21 protein-coding genes are annotated in these 20,661 nt (G+C 65.4%); 9 read left to right on the forward strand and 12 right to left on the reverse strand.

From position 1 onward, the window contains the following. The first annotated feature begins 17 nt into the window (after positions 1–17). On the forward strand, positions 18–1,280 hold the full coding sequence (locus ACNQPL_RS10310) for a gallate dioxygenase (RefSeq protein ID WP_416466611.1): 1,263 nt from the start codon (positions 18–20) through the stop codon (positions 1,278–1,280). Here the strand turns inward: ACNQPL_RS10310 and ACNQPL_RS10315 are convergent. Next, positions 1,222–2,457 (reverse strand): LysR family transcriptional regulator, encoded by a 1,236-nt coding sequence (locus tag ACNQPL_RS10315; protein WP_416466612.1) that lies wholly within the window; start codon positions 2,455–2,457, stop codon positions 1,222–1,224. The genes ACNQPL_RS10310 and ACNQPL_RS10315 overlap by 59 nt on opposite strands. Positions 2,458–2,569: 112 nt before the next feature. Here ACNQPL_RS10315 and galB point away from each other — a divergent pair, with 112 nt between their 5' ends. The 7 genes from galB (at position 2,570) to ACNQPL_RS10350 (ending at position 10,395) form a co-directional block, all read left to right on the forward strand. Then, the gene (galB, locus tag ACNQPL_RS10320) at positions 2,570–3,343 is read left to right on the forward strand and encodes a 4-oxalmesaconate hydratase (RefSeq protein WP_416466614.1); all 774 of its coding nucleotides are present in this window, start codon (positions 2,570–2,572) and stop codon (positions 3,341–3,343) included. Further along, positions 3,340–4,056, forward strand: coding sequence for a 4-carboxy-4-hydroxy-2-oxoadipate aldolase/oxaloacetate decarboxylase (locus ACNQPL_RS10325; protein WP_416466615.1), 717 nt, complete (start codon positions 3,340–3,342; stop codon positions 4,054–4,056). Before galB ends, ACNQPL_RS10325 begins: the two co-directional genes overlap by 4 nt. Before the next feature lie 2 nt (positions 4,057–4,058). Continuing rightward, positions 4,059–5,147 carry a 4-oxalomesaconate tautomerase gene (locus ACNQPL_RS10330; protein WP_416466617.1) on the forward strand — a complete coding sequence of 363 codons (1,089 nt, stop codon included), beginning with the start codon at positions 4,059–4,061 and terminating at the stop codon, positions 5,145–5,147. A 77-nt stretch (positions 5,148–5,224) separates the two neighbouring features. Continuing rightward, on the forward strand, positions 5,225–5,752 hold the full coding sequence (locus ACNQPL_RS10335) for a (2Fe-2S)-binding protein (RefSeq protein WP_416466618.1): 528 nt from the start codon (positions 5,225–5,227) through the stop codon (positions 5,750–5,752). Then, positions 5,749–6,750, forward strand: coding sequence for a xanthine dehydrogenase family protein subunit M (locus ACNQPL_RS10340; RefSeq protein WP_346614377.1), 1,002 nt, complete (start codon positions 5,749–5,751; stop codon positions 6,748–6,750). The genes ACNQPL_RS10335 and ACNQPL_RS10340 overlap by 4 nt, the downstream gene beginning before the upstream one ends. After that, on the forward strand, positions 6,747–8,948 hold the full coding sequence (locus ACNQPL_RS10345; RefSeq protein WP_416466619.1) for a xanthine dehydrogenase family protein molybdopterin-binding subunit: 2,202 nt from the start codon (positions 6,747–6,749) through the stop codon (positions 8,946–8,948). Before ACNQPL_RS10340 ends, ACNQPL_RS10345 begins: the two co-directional genes overlap by 4 nt. A gap of 100 nt (positions 8,949–9,048) precedes the next feature. Further along, complete coding sequence (locus ACNQPL_RS10350) at positions 9,049–10,395, forward strand: cation:proton antiporter (RefSeq protein WP_346614379.1); 1,347 nt, start codon at positions 9,049–9,051, stop codon at positions 10,393–10,395. Positions 10,396–10,424: 29 nt separating this feature from the next. On the opposite strand, the gene ACNQPL_RS10355 is transcribed toward ACNQPL_RS10350, so the two are convergent. The 11 genes from ACNQPL_RS10355 to ACNQPL_RS10405 all read right to left on the reverse strand — a co-directional run bounded on the left by ACNQPL_RS10355 (position 10,425) and on the right by ACNQPL_RS10405 (position 19,558). Continuing rightward, on the reverse strand, positions 10,425–11,231 hold the full coding sequence (locus ACNQPL_RS10355; protein WP_416466620.1) for a DUF3618 domain-containing protein: 807 nt from the start codon (positions 11,229–11,231) through the stop codon (positions 10,425–10,427). Further along, positions 11,228–11,656 carry a phage holin family protein gene (locus ACNQPL_RS10360; protein ID WP_387529249.1) on the reverse strand — a complete coding sequence of 143 codons (429 nt, stop codon included), beginning with the start codon at positions 11,654–11,656 and terminating at the stop codon, positions 11,228–11,230. The genes ACNQPL_RS10355 and ACNQPL_RS10360 overlap by 4 nt, the downstream gene beginning before the upstream one ends. Continuing rightward, entirely contained in the window at positions 11,656–12,255 is a 600-nt protein-coding gene (locus ACNQPL_RS10365) for a hypothetical protein (protein WP_416466621.1), read from the reverse strand. Before ACNQPL_RS10365 ends, ACNQPL_RS10360 begins: the two co-directional genes overlap by 1 nt. A gap of 214 nt (positions 12,256–12,469) precedes the next feature. Beyond that, positions 12,470–12,742 (reverse strand): PepSY domain-containing protein, encoded by a 273-nt coding sequence (locus ACNQPL_RS10370; RefSeq protein ID WP_416466622.1) that lies wholly within the window; start codon positions 12,740–12,742, stop codon positions 12,470–12,472. A gap of 66 nt (positions 12,743–12,808) precedes the next feature. Further along, a complete protein-coding gene (locus tag ACNQPL_RS10375) occupies positions 12,809–14,755 on the reverse strand; it encodes a response regulator (RefSeq protein WP_416466624.1) in 1,947 nt (648 codons plus the stop codon). Further along, complete coding sequence (locus ACNQPL_RS10380) at positions 14,745–15,620, reverse strand: sensor histidine kinase (RefSeq protein ID WP_416466625.1); 876 nt, start codon at positions 15,618–15,620, stop codon at positions 14,745–14,747. Before ACNQPL_RS10380 ends, ACNQPL_RS10375 begins: the two co-directional genes overlap by 11 nt. Then, positions 15,613–16,629, reverse strand: coding sequence for an ATP-binding protein (locus ACNQPL_RS10385; RefSeq protein ID WP_416466626.1), 1,017 nt, complete (start codon positions 16,627–16,629; stop codon positions 15,613–15,615). The genes ACNQPL_RS10380 and ACNQPL_RS10385 overlap by 8 nt, the downstream gene beginning before the upstream one ends. Next, positions 16,620–17,024 carry an ATP-binding protein gene (locus tag ACNQPL_RS10390; protein ID WP_346614387.1) on the reverse strand — a complete coding sequence of 135 codons (405 nt, stop codon included), beginning with the start codon at positions 17,022–17,024 and terminating at the stop codon, positions 16,620–16,622. The genes ACNQPL_RS10385 and ACNQPL_RS10390 overlap by 10 nt, the downstream gene beginning before the upstream one ends. Further along, on the reverse strand, positions 17,021–17,383 hold the full coding sequence (locus ACNQPL_RS10395; RefSeq protein ID WP_346614388.1) for an STAS domain-containing protein: 363 nt from the start codon (positions 17,381–17,383) through the stop codon (positions 17,021–17,023). The genes ACNQPL_RS10390 and ACNQPL_RS10395 overlap by 4 nt, the downstream gene beginning before the upstream one ends. 4 nt (positions 17,384–17,387) lie before the next feature. Then, on the reverse strand, positions 17,388–18,239 hold the full coding sequence (locus ACNQPL_RS10400) for an STAS domain-containing protein (protein ID WP_346614389.1): 852 nt from the start codon (positions 18,237–18,239) through the stop codon (positions 17,388–17,390). Between the two features lie 182 nt (positions 18,240–18,421). Continuing rightward, complete coding sequence (locus ACNQPL_RS10405) at positions 18,422–19,558, reverse strand: GlxA family transcriptional regulator (RefSeq protein WP_416466627.1); 1,137 nt, start codon at positions 19,556–19,558, stop codon at positions 18,422–18,424. A gap of 31 nt (positions 19,559–19,589) precedes the next feature. On the opposite strand from ACNQPL_RS10405, the gene ACNQPL_RS10410 reads away from it, so the two are divergent. Beyond that, a complete protein-coding gene (locus ACNQPL_RS10410; protein WP_416466628.1) occupies positions 19,590–20,609 on the forward strand; it encodes an ABC transporter substrate-binding protein in 1,020 nt (339 codons plus the stop codon). The last annotated feature ends 52 nt before the right edge of the window (positions 20,610–20,661 follow it).

A 20,661-nucleotide genomic window follows, 5' to 3' on the forward strand; every position in this document is an offset into this window, starting at 1 on the left:
AAACAGAGGACTTTTCAATGGCGCGTATCATCGGTGGCCTTGCCGTCTCCCATACCCCCACCATCGGCTTCGCGGTCGACCATGACAAACAGCAGGAAGCCGCCTGGGCGCCGATCTTCGAGAGCTTCGAACCGATCCGTGGCTGGTTGCAGGCGCAGCAGCCCGACGTGCTGTTCTATATCTTCAACGACCACGTCACCTCGTTCTTCTTCGACCACTACAGCGCCTTCACCCTGGGCGTCGACAGCCAGTATGCAGTGGCCGACGAAGGCGGCAACCCCCGCGACCTGCCCGCCGTGGGTGGGCATGCGGCGCTGTCCCGGCACATCGGCGAGAGCCTGATGGCCGACGAATTCGACATGAGTTTCTTCCGCGACAAGCCGCTGGACCATGGCTTTTTCTCGCCGATGTCGGCATTGCTGCCCTGCGACGAAGGCTGGCCGGTGCAGATCGTGCCGCTGCAAGTGGGCGTGCTGCAACTGCCGATCCCCAGTGCGCGGCGTTGCTACAAGCTTGGCCAGGCCTTGCGCCGGGCCATCGAAAGCTACCCCGACGACCTCAAGGTCGCGATCGTCGCCACCGGCGGCGTTTCGCACCAGGTGCACGGGGAACGCTGCGGCTTCAACAACCCGCAATGGGACGCCCAGTTCATCGACTTGCTGGTCGATGACCCCCAGCGCCTGACCGAAATGACCCTGGCCGAATACGCCACCCTCGGCGGCATGGAAGGCGCCGAGGTCATCACCTGGCTGATCATGCGCGGGGCGCTGTCGTCTTCGGTCAACCGCCTGCACCAGGGCTACTACCTGCCGTCGATGACCGGCATCGCCACCCTGCTGCTGGAAAACCGCGACCAGGGCCTGCCTGCGCCAGTCAATGAACGCCACCGCCAGCACATGCGTCATCAATTGGCAGGCGCGGAGAAACTCGAGGGCACCTACCCTTACACCCTGGAGCGCAGCGCCAAAGGTTACGCACTGAACAAATGCCTGCACCGCCTGATCGAGCCACAGTGGCGCCAGCGCTTTCTCGCCGAGCCCGAGGCGCTTTATGAAGAGTCCGGGCTGACCGAAGAAGAACGCGACCTGCTGCGCCGCCGCGACTGGCGTGGGCTGATCCACTACGGCGTGATTTTCTTCGTGCTGGAAAAACTCGGCGCGGTGCTGGGCGTGTCCAACCTGGACATCTACGCGGCCATGCGTGGCCAGAGTACCGAGGACTTCATGAAGACCCGCAATCAACAGGTGCGGTATTCGGTAGCGGGCAAGCCTGCCCGATAACCTCGCGAATGCAGGCCATCAGGGCTGCCGCTGCCGGCGAGTGCAGGCAGCCGTTGCGGTAGGTCAGGCCGATGTCCCGGGTGGTGCCGGGCAGCGGCAATGGCAGGCGCCGCAGCTCGTCGCTGGCAATCTCATGCGCCAGCTGGTGCGCGGATACCGCTGCCAGCATGTCCGAGTGCAACAGCAGCCCCCTGATGATCGCAAGGTCTGCGCTCTCCACCACCGGGCGCGGCGCGGGCAGTTGTTCGGTGGCAAAGCAGGCGTCCAGCAGATGCCGCGCAGGCGACCCAGCCCGCGGCAACACCCAGCGCGCCTGGCGCACATCGGCCAGCGTAACCGGCGCCCTGAACAGCGGGTGTTCTCGCCGGGCCAGCACGACCAGTTCCTCGGTGATCAACCGCTCACCGGCCAGGTCGCTGGCGTAACCGTGCGCGCGCAGCGCCCCTAGCACGAAGTCGACATCCCCCGCCCGCAGCTCGGTAGCAAGCAAGTCGAACGGGCTTTCGTTGGTGATCACCCGCACCTGCGGGTGGGCATCGATCAAACGGATAATCGCCTCAGGCAGAATGCGCGAGCGACCCAGCGGTAGCGCGCCCACGTGCACGACGCCTTGCACGGTGCCACGCATGGCGCTCAGGTCGCTGTCGATATGGCGCAGCTCGTTCAGCGCGCGGCGGATCGGCACCAGGATGTCCTGGCTGACCCGCGTGGGCTGCAACCCACGCGGGGTGCGCTCGAACAGCGGCTTGCCGCACCCGCCTTCCAACACCTTCAGCGCCGAACTCACGGCCGGCTGGCTGAGCCCGAAGTGGCTGGCCACTGTCTGCATGTGCCGCGCCTGGCAAAGCTTCACGAACACTTCCAGGCGCCGCGCCTGGAACAGGTACAGCGGCTCCAGGGCAGTGTCCGCACCGAGCAGGCGCGGTACCGCATCCAGTTCGGCCAGCACACGGCGGGCGCGTGGCAACACACAAGCGCCAAATTCGGACAGGCGCATGCCATTGGCATGGCGCTCGAACAGGGGCGATTGCAGGCGCTTTTCCAATTCGGCGATGGCGCGGGTGACTACTGACTGCGCACGAAACAGCAACTCGGACGCCTTGGACACGCTGCCCACATCCGCCACGCGAACGAATGCGCGCACCTGCATGAGGTTAGGTAGGTCGGTGTCGATCATCGTGTCTTCTGCCAGGCCTTGGTAACAGCTGCGACTATGCACCGCTTGATCACAACAATAAACAAAAAGCATACCCCGACTACTGGAACGCATTAGTCCAGGCCCAGCGCCGATGCCATCCTGCGTACACCCTTTGCAGGAGCCAACTCTAATGAATGCATCACCCAAAACCGCCCTCGTGGTCAGTGCTCATTCCGCCGATTTCGTCTGGCGGGCCGGCGGCGCCATCGCCCTGCATGCCGAGCAAGGCCATCACGTGCACGTGGTCTGCCTGTCCTTCGGTGAGCGTGGTGAGTCGGCCAAGCTGTGGCGCAAAGGCGAGATGACCGAGCACAAGGTCAAGGCCGCACGCCGCGATGAGGCACTGGCCGCCGCTGAAATCCTCGGCGCCAGCGTGGAGTTTTTCGACATCGGCGATTACCCGATGCGCGCCGACAGCGACACCTTGTTCCGCCTGGCCGATGTGTTCCGCAAGGTTCAACCGGCCTTCGTCCTCAGCCATTCGCTTAAAGACCCCTACAATTACGACCATCCGCTGGCCATGAACCTGGCCCAGGAAGCGCGCATCATCGCCCAGGCAGAGGGCTACAAGCCTGGCGAAAGCATTGTCGGCGCGCCACCGGTCTACGCCTTCGAGCCGCACCAGCCGGAGCAGTGCGAATGGCGCCCCGATACCTTCCTCGATATCACCCCGGTGTGGGGCAAGAAGTACGCCGCCATCCAGTGCATGGCCGGCCAGGAGCACCTGTGGGAGTACTACACCCGCGTCGCCCTGCAACGCGGTGTGCAGGCCAAACGTAATGTCGGCATCACCAGTGCGCGCAACATCGTCTACGCCGAAGGCTTCCAGAGCGTCTTCCCGCGGGTAGCGGAGCAACTGGCATGAGCGGGCTGATCGGCAAGACCGGCATCGTGGTACGTAATATCAACCGCGCCCCCACGGGCCTGATCGACACGCTGGGCAGCCTGGGTGTTGCCACCGTGCATGAGGCCCAGGGCCGCAAAGGCCTGTTCAACGCGGGGCTGCGCCCCATCCAGCAGGGTGTCGCGGTGGCGGGTAGCGCAGTAACGGTGCTGGTCGCACCGGGCGACAACTGGATGTTCCACGTTGCCGTCGAGCAGTGCCGGCCCGGTGACGTGCTGGTGGTGGCGCCGAGCTCGCCGTGCAGCGACGGTTACTTCGGCGACCTGCTGGCAACCTCGCTCAAGGCCCGGGGCGTGCGCGGCCTGGTTATCGACGCCGGCGTGCGTGACAGCCAGACCCTTCGCGAGATGGGCTTTGCCGTCTGGTCCAACGCCATCAGCGCGCAAGGCACGGTGAAAGAAGTCCTCGGGTCGGTGAACCTGCCCGTGCTCTGCGCCGGGCAGCTGGTCAATGCCGGCGATATCATCGTCGCCGACGACGATGGGGTGGTCGTGGTCCGCCATGAACAAGCCGGCGCCGTGCTGGACGCCGCCAGCCAGCGCGCCACCCTGGAAGAGCGCAAGCGCCAGCGCCTGGCCGCCGGTGAGCTTGGCCTGGACATCTATGACATGCGCCAACGCCTGGCCGACAAGGGCCTGCGCTACGTCGACCAGCTCGCCGACCTGGAAGGCTGAACATGGCCCAGACCCGCATCCCGTGCCTGCTCATGCGTGGCGGCACCTCCAAAGGGGCGTACTTTCTGGCAGACGACCTACCCGCCGAGGGCGCGTTGCGCGACCGTGTATTGCTTGCCGTGATGGGCTCGCCAGACCCGCGTCAGATCGATGGCATCGGCGGCGCCGACCCGCTGACGAGCAAGGTAGCGATCATTCGCCGCTCGCGCCGCGAAGATGCCGACGTCGATTACCTGTTCGCCCAGGTGGTGGTGGACGAAGCGCGGGTGGACTACGGCCAGAACTGCGGCAACATTTTGGCCGGCGTGGGCCCATTCGCCATCGAGCGTGGGCTGGTGACGGCCACCGGTGCGTCGACCCCTGTGCGCATCTTCATGGAGAACACCGGGCAGCTTGCCGTCGCCCAGGTGCCCACCGCCCACGGCCAGGTGCAGTATGCCGGGGACACACGTATCGACGGTGTGCCTGGGCTGGCGGCGCCGGTGCTGGTGAGCTTTGCAGACGTTGCCGGCTCCAGCTGCGGCGCCCTGCTGCCCACCGGCAACAGCCATGACCTGATCGACGCAGTGCCCGTGACGTGCATCGACAATGGCATGCCAGTGGTGGTGCTGCGTGCCGAGGACTTCGGCATTACCGGCCATGAAAGCCGGGAACAGCTGGACGGCAATGCCGCCCTGAAAGCACGCCTGGAGTCGATCCGCCTGCAGGCCGGCCCGCGCATGCAGCTGGGTGACGTCAGCCAGCGCAACGTGCCAAAGATGTGCCTGGTGTCAGCGCCGCACCAGGGCGGGGCAATCAATACACGCTCATTCATCCCCCACCGCTGTCACGCCTCGATTGGCGTGTTCGGCGCGGTGAGCGTCGCCAGCGCCTGCCTGATCGAAGGTTCGGTGGTGCAGGGGCTTGCGCGCATTACTCCAGGTAGCACGCAACGGCTCTCGGTCGAGCATCCCAGCGGCGAATTTACCGTGCAGATCAGCCTGCAGAACGGCGCGATCGGCCGTTGCGGCCTGGTGCGCACGGCGCGTCTGCTGTTCGACGGGTACGTTTGCATTGCGCAACAGGTCTGGTCGCTCGCCGATAAAACCTGAACGTTTGCCAAACACCTCCGGTCGCAGCAAATAGACGCAGCCGACTGCGCGATGCATTCCTGACCGTGAGGTTTTCCATGAGCGCGAACTCCCAAGCGGGCGTCGATGGGCATGCCATCAGCCTGACACTCAACGGCGTCCCCCGGTCGCTTCAGGTCCAGCCGTGGACGACGTTGCTCGACCTGCTGCGCGAGCAGCTGGACCTGATCGGCAGCAAAAAGGGCTGCGACCATGGGCAATGCGGTGCCTGTACTGTGCTGCGCGACGGCAAGCGTATCAATGCCTGCCTGACCCTCGCCGTGATGTGCGACGGCGCCGAGCTGGTCACCATAGAGGGGTTGGCCGAGGGTGAGCAACTTCATCCGATGCAACAGGCCTTCATTACCCACGACGCCTTCCAGTGCGGGTACTGCACCCCAGGGCAGATCTGCTCGGCCATCGGCCTTGCCCGCGAAGGCCGGGCCGACACGCGTGAAGCCATTCGCGAGCTGATGAGCGGCAACCTGTGCCGCTGCGGCGCCTACAGCAACATCGTTGCCGCCGTGGAAGAGGCCCTGCCGCTGATGCGCGATGAGCGCGAGCCTGAAGGAGGGTCGCAGCCATGACCCCCTTCAGCTACCACAAGCCGTCCTCTGTCAGCGAAGCGGTCAATCTGGCGGACCACGCCTCGCGCTTCATTGCCGGGGGTACCAACCTCGTCGACCTGATGAAGGAAAACGTGGTGAGCCCCACCCGCCTGATCGACATCACCGCCCTGGCGTTGAACGGCATCGAGCAGACTTCAAGCGGCGGCGTAATGATCGGCGCACTGGTCAGCAACGCTGACCTGGCCTGGCACCCCTTGATCGAGCAGCGCTACCCGCTGCTGTCGCAGGCCATTCTTGCGGGCGCCTCGCCGCAGTTGCGCAACATGGCCAGCACCGGCGGCAACCTGCTGCAACGTACCCGCTGCTACTACTTCTACGACACCGGTACGCCCTGCAACAAACGTGAGCCGGGCAGCGGCTGCCCTGCACGCACAGGCCTCAACCGGATACATGCCATTCTGGGCGCCAGCGACAGCTGCGTGGCCACGCACCCCTCGGACATGTGTGTTGCCTTGGCCGCGCTGGATGCCGTGGTCCACGTGGAGGGCCGGGCTGGGCAGCGGCGCATCCCCTTCGCCGAGTTTCACCGGTTGCCGGGTGATACGCCGGAGCGCGACAACCAGTTGAGCGCTGATGAACTGATTACCGCTATCGAGCTGCCGCCCCCAGCGTTCGAAGCGCATTACCGTTACCTGAAGATTCGTGACCGCGCCTCCTACGCCTTCGCACTGGTGTCGGTGGCTGCCGCGCTCAAACTCGACGGCGACGTCATCCAGGACGCTCGTGTAGCGCTAGGGGGTGTCGCGCACAAACCCTGGCGAAACCAGGCCGTCGAGGCAACCTTGAAAGGCCAGGCGGTGTCGCCCGCACTGTTTGCACGTGCGGCCGACGCATTGCTGCAACAGGCAACGCCGCTCAAGCACAACGCTTTCAAGGTAGCCCTCGGCAAACGTGCGATCGTCCGTGCGCTCACAGAAGCCGCGGCCGGCGCCAGCACCTGCAGGACAGCCCCATGAACCGAATGAAAACTGTAGTGGGCGCGCCCCTCGACCGTGTGGATGGCGTGGCCAAAGTGACGGGCAAGGCGCGCTACGCCGGTGAGTATCCCGAGCCTGGGCTGCTGTACGGCAGTGTGGTTTCGAGCACCATCGCCTGCGGCCGAGTACGCAGCATCGACAGCGCGCAGGCGTTGAACGTGCCGGGCGTGATCGCGGTGCTGCACCACGCCAATCGGCCACGGATTTCCAGCTATGACGACGATTACAGCGATGCCGACGCGGCCGAAGGTGCGCCATTGCGTCCACTGTACAACGACCACGTCCTCTACAGCGGCCAACCGCTGGCGCTGGTGGTCGCCGAGAGCCTCGAACTGGCGCGGCATGCCGGCTCGTTGATCCGCATCGACTATGACCAGGCAGGCCACCAGACTGACTTGCATGCGGTGCTCGACCAAGCCCACCCCGCCCCTGCTGAAACCCCCAAGCCCCGTGGCGATTTTGCCGGGCAGTATGCGCAGGCGGCCGTACAGCTCGACGCAACCTACGACACGCCCAACGAGCACCACAACCCCATGGAGCCCCATGCCTCCACGGTATTCTACAAAGCCGACGGCGCGCTTGAGATCCATGACAAGACCCAAGGCACGCAAAATTGCCAGGACTACCTGCACAAGGTGTTCGGCCTGCCCAAAGACAAGCTCAGAATCCTCGCCGCGTTCGTCGGCGGTGCCTTCGGCTCGGGGCTGCGCCCGCAGTACCAGCTGCCCTTGGCCGTGATGGCAGCCCTGCACCTGAAACGCTCGGTACGCGTGACCCTGACCCGCCAGCAGATGTTCACCTTCGGCTACCGCCCACGCACCCGGCAACGGGTCCGGCTGGGCGCAACCACGCAGGGCAAGCTGCTGGCGATCGCCCACGATGCCATCGGCCAGACCTCGCGCTTCGAAGACTTCACCGAGCACCTGGTGGAGTGGAGCGGCATGCTTTACCAGTGCGACAACGTTGCGCTGAGCTATCGCCTGGCCCCGCTGGACGTGTACACGCCGCTGGACATGCGTGCCCCGGGCGCCGCGAGCGGCGTGATCGCCCTCGAGTGCGCCATGGATGAGCTGGCGTGTGCCGCGAACCTCGACCCAATCGAACTGCGTCGGGCCAATTTTGCCGCCAGCAATGGCAATGAAGGTAAACCGTATTCCAGCAAGGAACTGCTGGCCTGTTACGACCAGGGCGCCGCACGGTTCGGCTGGGGCGCACGTACACCGCAGCCGCGCAGCATGCGCACGGGTAACCAGCTGATTGGCTGGGGGATGGCTGGCGGTGTCTGGGAAGCGATGCAGATGAAGGCCAGCGCCAAGGCCCGCATCGACCGCCAGGGCAAACTGACCGTCAGCAGCGCCACTACCGACATCGGCACCGGCACCTATACCGTGATGACCCAGATCGCGGCGGATGCTGCTGGCGTCATGCTGCAGGACGTGACCTTCGTCCTGGGCGACTCTTCACTGCCGACAGCGCCTTTGCAAGGTGGGTCATTCACCGTGTCTTCGGTGGGCTGCGCCGTGCGCCAGGCCTGCCTGGCCCTGCGCAGCCAGGTGCTGGCGCTGGCACGCCAGGCCTTCCCCGCAATCGCTGCAACGCCGGCGCAGGCAATAACCTTCGGCGACGGGTACCTGCAGGCTGGCCAACACCGTATCGCCATCGCCGATGTCGTCGCCGGGTCTGCAGACGGAGCCCTTGAAGTACAGGTTACCGCCGAGCCCAGCGCCAAGCGTGAGCCATACGCCACGGCCACCCATTCGGCGGTGTTCGTCGAGGTCCAGGTGGATGAGGACCTTGGCACCATCAAAGTGACCAAGGTGGTCAGCGCGGTGGCAGCAGGCCGCGTGGTCAACCCGAAGACCGCCCGCAGCCAGATCCTCGGCGGTGTGGTGTGGGGCTTGGGCATGGCGCTGCAGGAAGAAACCCAAACCGACCACCCGCTAGGTCGATTCCTCAACCACAACCTGGCCGAATACCACGTGCCGGTGCATGCCGATATCGCGGACATCGAGGTGATATTCGTTGAAGAAAACGATGACATCGTCAACGAACTGGGTTCCAAAGGGGTAGGCGAAATCGGCATCGTCGGCGTCGCCGCCGCAGTTGCCAATGCCATCTACCATGCCACCGGCAAACGCGTGAGGGAGTTCCCGGTCACCCTCGACAAGGTGCTATAGGGCGGCTGACCAGTGGTGGCCCGGCCAGCGGAACGGCTACTGGCCGGGTGGCGTCTGAACTACAGGCCCGGCGCCCGATTGCGCGGAGGCAACTGCACACATGAGCTTTATTGTCTGGGTCGCCATGCTCGGCGCAGTGCTGTTGCTGCTGGCGCTGACCGCCTCTTACCTGCGCTGGGTGCCGGTCACCACCTCGGTGGTGTGCCTGGCGCTGGGCATCGCCTTGGGCCCGAGCGGGTTGGGCCTGCTGCAACTGGACCTGGCCAAGGCCAGCGGCTGGATCGAGCACCTCACCGAAGTCGCCGTGCTGTTTTCCCTGTTTGTCAGCGGCCTGAAGCTGCGGCTGCCGTTACGTAGCCGCAACTGGCGAATTGCGTCGATGCTGGCCGGGCCGCTGATGCTGATGTGCATCGGTGGGGTCAGCCTGCTGCTGCATTACGGGTTGCACTTGAGCTGGGGGTTGTCGCTGTTGATTGGCGCGATTCTCGCCCCCACCGACCCGGTGCTGGCGACGCTGGTGCAGGTCAACGATGCGCAAGACTATGACCGCGTGCGCTTCAGTTTGTCTGGCGAAGCGGGCCTCAACGATGGCGTGGCCTTCCCGTTCGTGATCCTGGGCCTGTTGCTGCTGCAGAACACCCAAGGCGAACAATGGCTCATGGACTGGCTTGTCCAGGACCTGTTGTGGGCCGTGCCCGCCGGGCTGCTGTGTGGCTACTGGATGGGGCGCGGGCTTGGGTATTTCGCCCTGTACCTGCGCACCCGGCACGACGACAGCACCGTTTCGCCCAACGATTACCTGGCGCTGGCCTTGATTGCGATGGCCTATGTGTTCGCCGACCTGATCCATGGCTACGGTTTTCTCGCCGTGTTCGCCGCAGGCCTGGGCCTGCGACAAGCCGAAGTCCACTCCACCCCCGAGCCGCACGAGCCCGCCGAGCACCTGGTGCAGCCGGTGGTTGGCCATCAGCACGTGGCCCCCGAGCATGCGGTAAAAGGCGATGTTGCCGACCTGGAAGACACGCAAGTGGCGGCGGGCATCATGCTCGGCGACATGCTTTCGTTTGGCGGCCTGGTGGAGCGTGCGATGGAGGTGTTTCTGGTGACCTTGCTCGGTGTGGTATTGCTTGAGCACTGGGACTGGCGGGCGTTGTGGGTCGCTGGGGCGCTGTTCGTGCTGATCCGGCCACTCAGCACCCTGCTACTGCCTTTCGGCGGGCTGCTGGACGTGCGTCAGCGCGGCATGCTGGGGTGGTTTGGGATACGCGGGATCGGCAGCCTGTATTACCTGTTTTACGCGCTCAACCACCAACTGCCGCCGGACGTCGCGGCGTCCAGCACCAACCTCACACTTTCGGTGGTGGCGCTGAGCATAGCCGTGCACGGGCTCAGCGTGCAGCCCATTCTGGCACGGTATCAACAGCGGGGTGCTCGCCCCGGTCGCTGATGCCACCGAGGCGAGCACAGCCTGGCACTTCAGGAAGGGAAGCCCAGGCCCGCAGACAGGTCTGAATCGCCTGCCCTGTGGGTCCCGCTGGGGGCTTCTTTGGCCGTCGCTTCCTTCACCGTTTCCTTGACCGCCTGCTTGGCTTGCTCGCCCTTGGCTTTCAAGGTGTCGGTCAACCGGTCACTGCTGGCGCCCATCAGTTCGTCTTCCTTGCGGGTGCCAGGCAGCGCCGCCCCCAGCGCTGCACCCAAGGCAATGCCCAGGGCGGCCAGCACCAACGGTTGCTCTTTGAGCAGATGATCGAACTGGTCTTTCAGTGCCGTGGCTTGTGCACTGACCTGATCGGCTGCACCGCGCAGGCTGTCAGCCGAGCCCTCGACCGAATCCCGAGCACCTCGGCCGATGTCACCCGCCCGGTCCCGCAGGTCATGGGCTTTGCCGCTCACGCTGCGCCCGGCATCGTGCAGCGCTTCACCCGCATGGGCAAAGGCGCCTTTTACCGCGTCGACCGCCTCACCCAGCTTTTCACCCATACCCGGCCCGGTATGCGCAGGGCCGGGGTTGAACGGGCGGTTCTGGTTGAGGCCCAACCAGGCCAGGCCCAGTACCGTCAGGGTGGTCGGCACCGGGTTGTTCTTCAGCGTCGTGCCCAGGTTATGGAAGAATTCGCCGCCATTACCCTTGGTGTAAGCGAGCATCTGGTCCATCAACTGGCCCGGGCTCAGGCGTTGCTCCAGGGCATCGACCAGGTCACTGATGTGCTCACGCTTGGCGTTGATTTCCTGCTCGAGCAAGTCCGGGTCCTTGTGCGTGTCATGTTCGAAGGAGGTATTCATGGCAGTTTCCTCTTCAGCGCGTCCTTGTCCTGCTGCATGGCATGCAGCGTGCGGTCCGGGGCCAGTTGGCCGGGTTCGAACTGTTTCTTGCCCGACTGCAGCATGACAAAGCCGACGATCATGGTAATGGCACCCACGATCAACGCGGCCAGCCAGGGCGCGACGACCATGGCCAAGGCATACACCGCAGCCAGCAGCACGATGATGAAGCCCGCCAGCAGCACGATCGCGCCTGCCGCCACGGCAGCGGTGCCCGCTTTCAGGGTATTGAGGTTGTGCTGCAGCTCTGCCTTGGCCAGTGCCAGCTCCTTGGTGAACAGCTCGGGTACTTCACGCATCAGTTGACGCAGCAGGCTACCGACACCCACGGCGTCTTCGATGGGGGTGTGCAGCGGGGGGGTGGCTTGTAGCGGGTCCTTGTTCATCATTCACCTCCTTTGAGCGGATCGCGGTCCAGGGGCCCGCCGCTTACCAAGGTTCCGGCGCCCATGCCAACCGGGTCGACCGGGGTATAGGGTTTGTGGGTGGCCACGTCGCTGGCGCGGTCCGGCTGGGGCGCCGTGCTGTGGTAGGGCTCGCTGGCACCATAGGCCGGGGCTGGGGAGGCAGCGGCCGGTGCATGGCTGGCGCTGGCACGCAGGAACCGCGACAAGGCGAAACCGACGGCCACGCTGCCGGCCAGGAACAGCGCAGGGTTGTCCCGCGCCAGGCGCGAACCTCTGTGCAGCAGGTCCTCAGCACTCTCGTGGCGGATCTGCTCGGCAAAGCTGCCGATGTATTCAGCGGCCTGGCCCAGGTATTGGGAAAGCCCCAACGCGTCGTTGCCTTCCAGTGCAGAGGCTGCTGACTGCGCGCCCTGCTTCAATGAGTCCAGCTGCTCGGCGGCGGTGTCACGGTAGTGTTCGAACTGCTCGGTGCCTTGCGCCTTCGCCTCGTTCAGCAGCGCGCCCGCTTCGTCGGTGATGGCGTGCAGGTGCTCCTGGGTATCGCTGGGGGGCGATGCTGAGTTTTGCTCGCGTTCCATGGTCATGTCCCTCGCAAGTGGTCATCCGGCGGCTGCCGGAATGTGTGCCTCTCACACGGGTGACGTGGCGCATGGGCGTGGAGTTCATTGAGAGTGATCGGCGACCAGTAGCTGTCGCACCAAGAGCTTGCGTGGGGGTTACTGGTGCGCGACCGGCAACAAAAAGGCTGGGGCCGCTTTGCGGCCCCAGTAACAGCACAGCACGTTTACCGCATCAGCGATCCAGCTCGTCTTTGATGATGGTGCCGTTGTGCGGGTCTACCTGAAACTCATATTGCTTGCCATCAGCCTTCAGGCCCTCGCCTTCCCAGTGCCCGTCATCGGCTTCGATCTTGGTGATCTGGGTGTAGCCGGCGCCCTTCAATGTGGCTTCGGCCTTGTCCTTGGTGACCTTCCAATCAGCGCCGGGCTGGTCCGCCCAGGCAGCGGAAGCGCCCAGTGCACCGACCAGAGCCAGGCCGGTAAACAGTCGAGTCATCGCTTTCATTGCCAACATCCTTTTTTGTCGGGTTCAAGACTGCGACTCATCCAAGGCTGCGGCAGTTCCATCGGGTCAACTCACCAGGCCCAGCGTGCGCCCCACTTTGGCGAGCAGTTCGCTGGTCTGGAACGGCTTGATCAACAGGTCCATGCCCGTGTCGAGGAAGGCCTGGCGATCCAGCGCCGTCTCGGCGTAACCGGTCATGAACAGCACCGGAAGCCCCGGCCGGTAGGTTCGCGCCATGTCGGCCAACTCTCGGCCACTGATGCCCGGCAGGCCGACATCGGTCAGCAGCAGCTCGATGCTTGGGTCTTCGCGCAGGTGGTCGAGGGCCCGCTCGATGGTGTCGGCCAGGGTGCATCGATAACCGGCATCGGCCAGCACCTCGGCCACCGACAGCCGCACCGAGGCCATGTCCTCGACCACCAGCACATGTTCGCCGCCACCCTGCTGGTCGAGCTGTGGCCCGCGCTCCTCACGGGCCTCCTGCTGGTTGCTGGCCGGCAGCAGCAAGGTCACTTCGGTGCCCTGCCCGACTACGCTGCGCAATGCCACATGGCCGCCGGACTGGCGAGCGAAGCCGTAGATGGTCGACAACCCCAGCCCCGTGCCCTGCCCCACCGGCTTGGTGGTAAAGAACGGGTCGAACACTTTTTCCAGCAGCTCAGGCTCGATGCCACAGCCGTCATCGCGCACCGTAACCGCAACATACGGGCCGTCCTGCAGGTTGGGGTCACCGTGTGACCAGGTAGCGGCGGTGGTCACCCAGATACGCCCGCCCTTGGCCAAGGCATCGCGCGCGTTGATCACCAGGTTGAGCACTGCGCTCTCCAGCTGGATCGGGTCGACCAGGGCAATGGTCGGCTCGCTGGAAAGCGTCAGGGCCAGCACGATGCGCTCGCCTATGGTACGGGTGAGCAGTTCTTCCAGCGACCGTACCCGCTCGTTGATGTCCACCGGGCGGGTGTCCAACGGCTGCTGGCGGGCGAAGGCGAGCATCCGATGGGTCAGCGACGCGGCGCTCATGGCCGAGCTGAGGGCCGCGTCGGCGTAGCTTGGGACTTTCTCCACGCGGTTCTGCGCCACGCGTTTGCGAATCAGTTCAAGGCTGGTGATGATGCCGGTGAGCAGGTTGTTGAAGTCGTGGGCGATGCCTCCGGTGAGGCTGCCCAGGGCGTCCATCTTCTGCAGTTGCAACAGTTGCGCCTCGGTCCGCGCACGCTGCGCCACTTCGCGGGCCAGCTGGGTATTGGCATCGTCCAGGCGCGCCAGGTGCGAGCGCTCGCGGTGGCGGTGTTCGGTGACATCCTCGACGAACACCAGGCACAGCCCTGGCGCGCGGTAAGGCGAAAGCTGCCATTCGGTGTCCCGTGGCTGGCCGCTCACGGTCATGCCCAGGTTGCCGCGCCAGCGCTGACCATCGGCCACATGGCGGCGCAAGGCGGCGATGGCGGCCTGCTGGTCGTCGCCGAAGCATTCCTGCAGCGCTTCGGGGTTGCGGTTGTCCTGGATCAGCTGGGCGAACGCCTGGTTGCACTCATGCACCTTGAGCCCGGCATCGAGCACGGCGATGGGCGCAGAGACATTGCTGAAGATCTCGCGAAACCGGGCCTCGCTGTCGCGCAGCGCCCGCTCGGTATCGCGCACCCGCAACAGGGTACGCAGGGTCGCCACCAGCACGTCGGCATCCACCGGGTGCACCAGATACGCGTCGGCCCCGGCATCCAGGCCAGTAATGATATCGCCGCTCTGGATCGACGCCGCCGATACGTGAATCACCGGCAGCAAGGCGGTCGCCGGGTCTGCCCGCAGCAACCTGACGATGTCGAAGCCGCTCATGTCGGGCAAATTGACGTCGAGGATGAGCGCATCGATCGCTTCGCTGCGGATCAAGGCCAGGCCATCACCGCCGGTTCCAGCCTCCAGTACCTGATAGTCATGCAGCGCCAGGCGCCGGCGCAGCGCATAGCGCGTGGCGGCGTTGTCGTCGACGATCAGCAGGCGGATGTCAGGGTTCATCAGTGCGCGCCTCGGGGGCCAGGGCCAGCGGGAGAGTGACGAAGAATGACGAGCCAACGCCGGGCGCGCTCTCCACGCCCACTTCGCCACCCAACAGCGCGGCGAAGCGCTTGCACAGCGAAAGCCCCAGGCCGGTGCCGCGCAGGCGTTTCTGCAGGGGCGAGTCGAGCTGGGCGAAGTCTTCGAACAGCCCGCCAAGCAGTTCGGGCGCAATGCCGATGCCGGTGTCGCTCACCGCAAAACGGACCTGGTTGCTGCCATGCAACTGCGCCGACACCCGCACTTCACCACGGGTGGTGAACTTCAGTGCATTGGAAATGAAGTTGCGCAGGATCTGCGCCAGCTTCTTGTCATCGGTATACATCTGCGGCAAACCTTGCGGCTCTTCGAAGATGAGATCGACCGTGCCGGCGTCGACGATCGGGCGGAACATCCCGCGCAAGGCGGCAAACAGGTCGAGCATGTCGAACCAGGCCGGTGAAATGGTAAGCCGCCCCGCCTCGATCTTGGCCAGATCGAGCAGGTCGTCGACCATGTCGCTGAGTTCGCGCGTCGCGGTGCTGATAAACGCCACCTGCAATTGCTGCTCCTTGCTCAACGGCCCGTCCACCTCGTCGGCGAGCAGGCTGGTGATGCTCAGGATCGACCCCAGCGGCGTGCGGAACTCGTGGCTCATGTACGACAGGAAGCGGCTTTTCAGGTCTGACGCCTGGCGCAATTGCTCGGCCTGGATATCCAGCTCGGCATACAGCGCCAGCACACCCTGGTTGGTATCCTCGAGTTCGGCGCGCAGGGCCTGGTTTTCGGCGTGCAGGCGCGCTACGTCGGCCTGCGCGCTGCTGCTGTCGGGGGTTGGCTCAGCCATGCACGGCCTCCAGATCGATGACCAGCACCGTCACATCGTCCCGCCCACGGCAGAAGTCGCGGTGCAGCACGGCGGCGATCACCGCCGGGTGACGGTGAGCGAGGCCGGGGTAGGTTTGCAGGTTCCAGCGCGTTTGCAGGCCGTCACTGAACATGACCAACAGATGCCCCTTCAAGTGAGCGTAGTCGAACACCTGGCCCTTGCGGTATTGCCCGCCGACGATGCCCGGGTGCGAGGCCAGGCCCCGCGGGCGGTCGCCGCCCACCAGGGTGGCGCCGATATTGCCGATGCCGATGAATGCCAGGCTGTCGCGTTCCCCGTCGTACTGGGCGATCGCCACAGCCCCGCCGCGGGTACCACCCATGGCATGGTGCAACTCGCCGAGCAGTTGCTGAGGGGGGGTGAAAGGCGCCTGCACGAACGCATCCACGCCGGCCCTGGCCGCGCGCTCGGCTTCCTCGCCGTGGCCGAGGCCGTCGACCACCAAGGCGCTCACGCGCTGACCGTCCAGCGTCACGTGCCAGCTGTCACCGCAAGCCGGGTCGTCATGCAGTGAATGGTGGCTCACGCCCACGCGTACATCCTTGCCCTTGTCGTCTTGCCGGTAAAGACGTGCCAGCACCACGGCGCCCTGGGCGTCCGCATGCACATCGAACACCTGAGCCAGGCGGCTGACCGCCCCTAGCCCAATGCCCTGGGTGCCCCCGGTGGAATAACCATCGACCAGGCAACTGGGCAGGTCGAAACCGTGGGCGCGGTCCACCGCGATCAGTTCGATCCCAGGCTGGCTGCCATGCGCCAGCACCCGCAGGTGCAGTTCACCGCGCTGGGCGTGCTTGAGCACATTGCTGGCAAGCTCGGTTGCGACGAGGGCCGCCCGGCCGGCATCGGCCGTAGCAAACCCCTGCTGCTCGGCGAGCTTCTGCACGACACGGCGGGCGTGGCCAACCTGGCTGACATCGTCGAGCCGCAGGACTTGGGTAAGGCTTGCCGCCAGGTTCAGGCCCATCGGGTGATCGTTACCCGGGTACCTTGCCCGGGCGTGGTGTCCAGTTCGAATTCATCGACCAGGCGCCTGGCGCCGGTCAAGCCCAGGCCCAGGCCACCGCCTGAAGTCCAGCCATCGGTGAGCGCCAGCTTGACGTCAGCGATACCCGGCCCTTCGTCGCGGAACACCAGGCGCAGGCCAACCCGGCCGGCGTCCTCGATCACCGCCCAGTCCATGTCGCCGCCGCCACCGTACACCACGGTGTTGCGGGCCAGTTCACTGACGGCCGTGACCAGCTTGGTCAGGTCGACCAGGCGCATGCCGCACTCGCTGGCAACCTTGCGCGTGAGTTGGCGGGCCAATACCACATCCTGTTCGATACGCACCGGTTGGCTGCCGCTTTGGCGAATGGTCATGGGCGGCCTACCCGCTGGCGCAGCAGGTTCATGCCACGGTCGACATTCAGGGCTGTGCTGACCCCGGGCAGGGTCAGGCCGAGTTCCACCAGGGTGATCGCCACAGCCGGCTGCATGCCCACCAGCACGGTCTCGGCATCCATGATGCGCGACAGGCCGGAGATGCTGGCGATCATCCGGCCGATGAACGAATCGACCATGTCCAGGGCGGAGATATCGATCAACACGCCACGGGCCGAGGTCTGGTCGATCCGGTCGGTGAGATCGTCCTGCAGGCGCAGCGCCAGCTGGTCATGCATGTCGACCTGAATGGTCACCAGCAGGAATTCGCCCATTTGCAGAATGGGAATACGCTCCATCGGCTCACACCCGCTCGCCAGTGCTGGTACCCAGGCGCGACAGCGCCAGTTTCAGGGCATCGGCCAGGTTGGACTTGGTGGTCAGCGTGCCCAGGTCCAGGCCCAGGTGCACGATAGTCTGGGCGATCTGCGGGCGCACGCCGCTGATGATGCAATCGGCGCCCATCAGGCGGATGGCCGTCACGGTCTTGAGCAGGTGCTGGGCCACCAGTGTATCCACGGTGGGCACACCGGTGATGTCGATGATAGCGATTTCCGAGCCGGTGTCGACGATGCGCTGCAGCAAAGATTCCATCACGGTCTGGCTGCGCTGCGAGTCGAGCGTGCCGATCAGCGGCAGGGCCAATACGCCCTCCCACAGTTTGACGACCGGGGTAGACAGCTCCAGCAGCTCTTCCTGCTGGCGCTTGATCACCGCCTCACGGTTTTTCTGGTAGGTGCGGATGCTGTGCAGGCCTAATGCATCGAGCAGCTGCGAAACTTCCCAGAGCTGCTCGGCGAGCAACGCCGGTTGCTCGCGGTAATGCGCCTGCAGCAGCGTGAACAGCGGGCCTTTGAGGGCAAAGATGAAGTAGGCAGTCTGGTGGGATTCTTGGCCGACCTGCGCACGGCTGGCAGATAGCTTCTCCAGAAAACGTCGGGCTTCCTCCCAGCCCGCGACACTAATCTCGGTACCACACTCGCTGCGCAGGCCGTCGATCACCAGCTGAAGAAAATCCCGGGTTTCCTGGCGCAGGTCCTGCTCACGGATATTACGCGTGGCGCCGTTGGCTTCGAGTGCGGCCAGCCATTCCCCTAGCAGTTGCGCCTGATTGCTGACAATCGCTTCCAACGTGCTGTTCTGCAGTGCTGCCATGTGCGGTTCGCTCCTGAAAATGACATGCCGACTGACCGATGATCATGGCGGCTTCGAGAAGTGACAGCCGGCGATGAAAATAGTTGTGGTCTGGTTCGATAATTTCATTGCGCCATCTAGCGTGCCGCTAACTTTAGGCCAAGTTCACCGGCCGCGTGGCCTGTCGCGCGAATCAGCCGTGATCAGTTGGCAATGCGCGACAGCCCGACCAGCACCGCTTCATCGTGACGGTAGCCAGTCTGGCCCTGCATTGGCGCCTGCCCTTCCAGTTGCCGGGTGCGCGCCCGCGAGCGATAACCCAACGGGCTGATGCCAAGCTGGCGCTGGAAGCTGCGGCGCATGCGCTCTTCGTTGCCAAAACCGGTGGACACCGCAATGCGCTTGACGGGCTCGGCGCTGGTCTCCAGCAGCCGGCAGGCCGCTTCCAGGCGTAGCGTTTCGACGGTCTGGGCCGGTGTGCCGCCGGTGGCTGCAACATAAGCGCGGGCAAAATGCCGGGGGCTCATGCCGAAGCGTTCGGCCAGCCGCTCGACGCGCAGGTCGCCGCCCAGGTTCTCTGCCATCCACGCGTGCAGGCGCACCAGGCGCTGATCCCGGTCGGTGCGCAGGGCGTCGCTCTGGGCCTTGAGGGTGGCGCTCAGTTGCGACTGTTCTGCAGAGCGGCGCAGGAACACGGTGAAGTAGCGGGCAAGGGCCAGCGCGGCATGGGGGCCTAGGTCTTCCTCCAGCAGGGCCAGGCCCAGGTCGATGCCAGCCGCGGCGCCGCCGCAGGTCCACAACCCCTCATCGCGCAGGAACAGCGCGCTGCGCTCCACGTCCAGGCTGGGGTAATTGCGCTGCAGGTCATCGGCGAACTTCCAGTGGGTGACCACCCGCCGCCCCTCCAGCAGCCCTGCCGCGGCCAGGGCGAAGGCCCCCGTGCCCACCGAACAGACCCGCCTCAGCGCCGGAACACGGGCACGCAGCCAGTCGATCACACCGCTGTTCTGTTCAACCACAGTAACGCCAGGGCCGCCGATCACGATCAGTGTGTCCACCGCCTCGTCGCCACCGATATCGGCAAGGGCTCGGGTTTGCACGACGATGCCAGAGATGCTTTCGATCGGCCCGCCTGCCGGCGACGCCAGCACTACCCGGTAAGGCGGCTGCCTGGCGAACGCGTCGCCCAGCACGCGCGCAGCGGCCGCAAACACCTCCAGCGGCCCGGCCGCGTTGAGCAGCAATGCCCCTGGAAACGCCAGCACCAGCACGGTACGCGGGCAGCCCATGGCAGAAAAGGAGGGGTGTTTGGCATAGTGGCGCAGCGGTTGCCTCGACATACTCAAGCCGTCCGATGATTCGAGAGCCGCAATGATGCACACAAAGCCGAGCCTGACCAAGCGCCTGCACACCCTGCTCTTCAGTGCCCTGGCCAGCCACCTGCTGCTCGCAGGCCAGGTGCAGGCCGAACCCTCGGCGCTGGCAGGCCAAAGCCCGGCAACGCTGGCCGAGGCGCAGCTGAAGGTCGGCGACCAGAGCGGCCTGACGCGCGCGCTGCTAAGCGCCGCTGGGGAAGACCGCGCGCTGCCGTATCAGTTGGCCTGGCGCCCCTTCGTCGCTGGCCCGCCGCTGCTCGAGGCGCTGAACGCCGGGGCCATCGACGTAGGCGTGGTGGGCAACGCCCCACCCGTCTTCGCCCAGGCCGGCCACGCTCAGGTGCGTATCGTCGCAGCAGCCGAAGGCGCGCAGAACAACAATGCCCTGCTGATCCCCGGCGACTCGACCGTTCAGCGGGTAGCCGACCTCAAGGGCAAGCGCATCGCCGTGGCCAAGGGCACCAGCGGGCACTACCTGCTGCTCGCCGCCCTTGCCCAGGCGGGGCTGGGCAGCCGCGATGTAGAGGTGGTGTATGCAAGCCCTGTGGACGCGCAGAACGCCTTTGCCGGTGGCCAGCTGGACGCCTGGGCGGTGTGGTACCCCTTCGTTGGCCAGGCCATCGCACAAGGCGCACGGCCCTTGCTGGACGGCAGCCCGTGGCCGGAGACCGGCCTGAACTTCACCCTGGCCAGCGAGCGTTCGCTGGGCGACCCGCTGCAGCGCGCACTGGTCGGTGACTTTATCCAGCGCCTGGCCAGGGCACAGGCCTGGGCCAGCGCCAACCCCGGGCCCTGGGCCGAGCAGCTGGCGCAGGCCACGCGGCTGCCACTGGCGTTGGTGCATGAGATGCTCGACCATCAGCAGCTGCGCTTCGTACCGCTGGATGACCGGGTCAGCGCACTGCAACAGCGCCTGGCCGATGCCTTCGCCCAGGCCCGCCTGATCCCCCGGCCGGTGCAGGTCAGCGACTTCTTCGACCCGCGTTACAACGCCCTGCTGCCCAGCGCCCACTGAACCCGTTTCGCCCGCCTGCCGCCCCACGCGGTACGGCGGCGCTCACCCTGGA

The organism is Pseudomonas sp. LFS044 (assembly GCF_047978245.1).
GTDB lineage: Bacteria > Pseudomonadota > Gammaproteobacteria > Pseudomonadales > Pseudomonadaceae > Aquipseudomonas.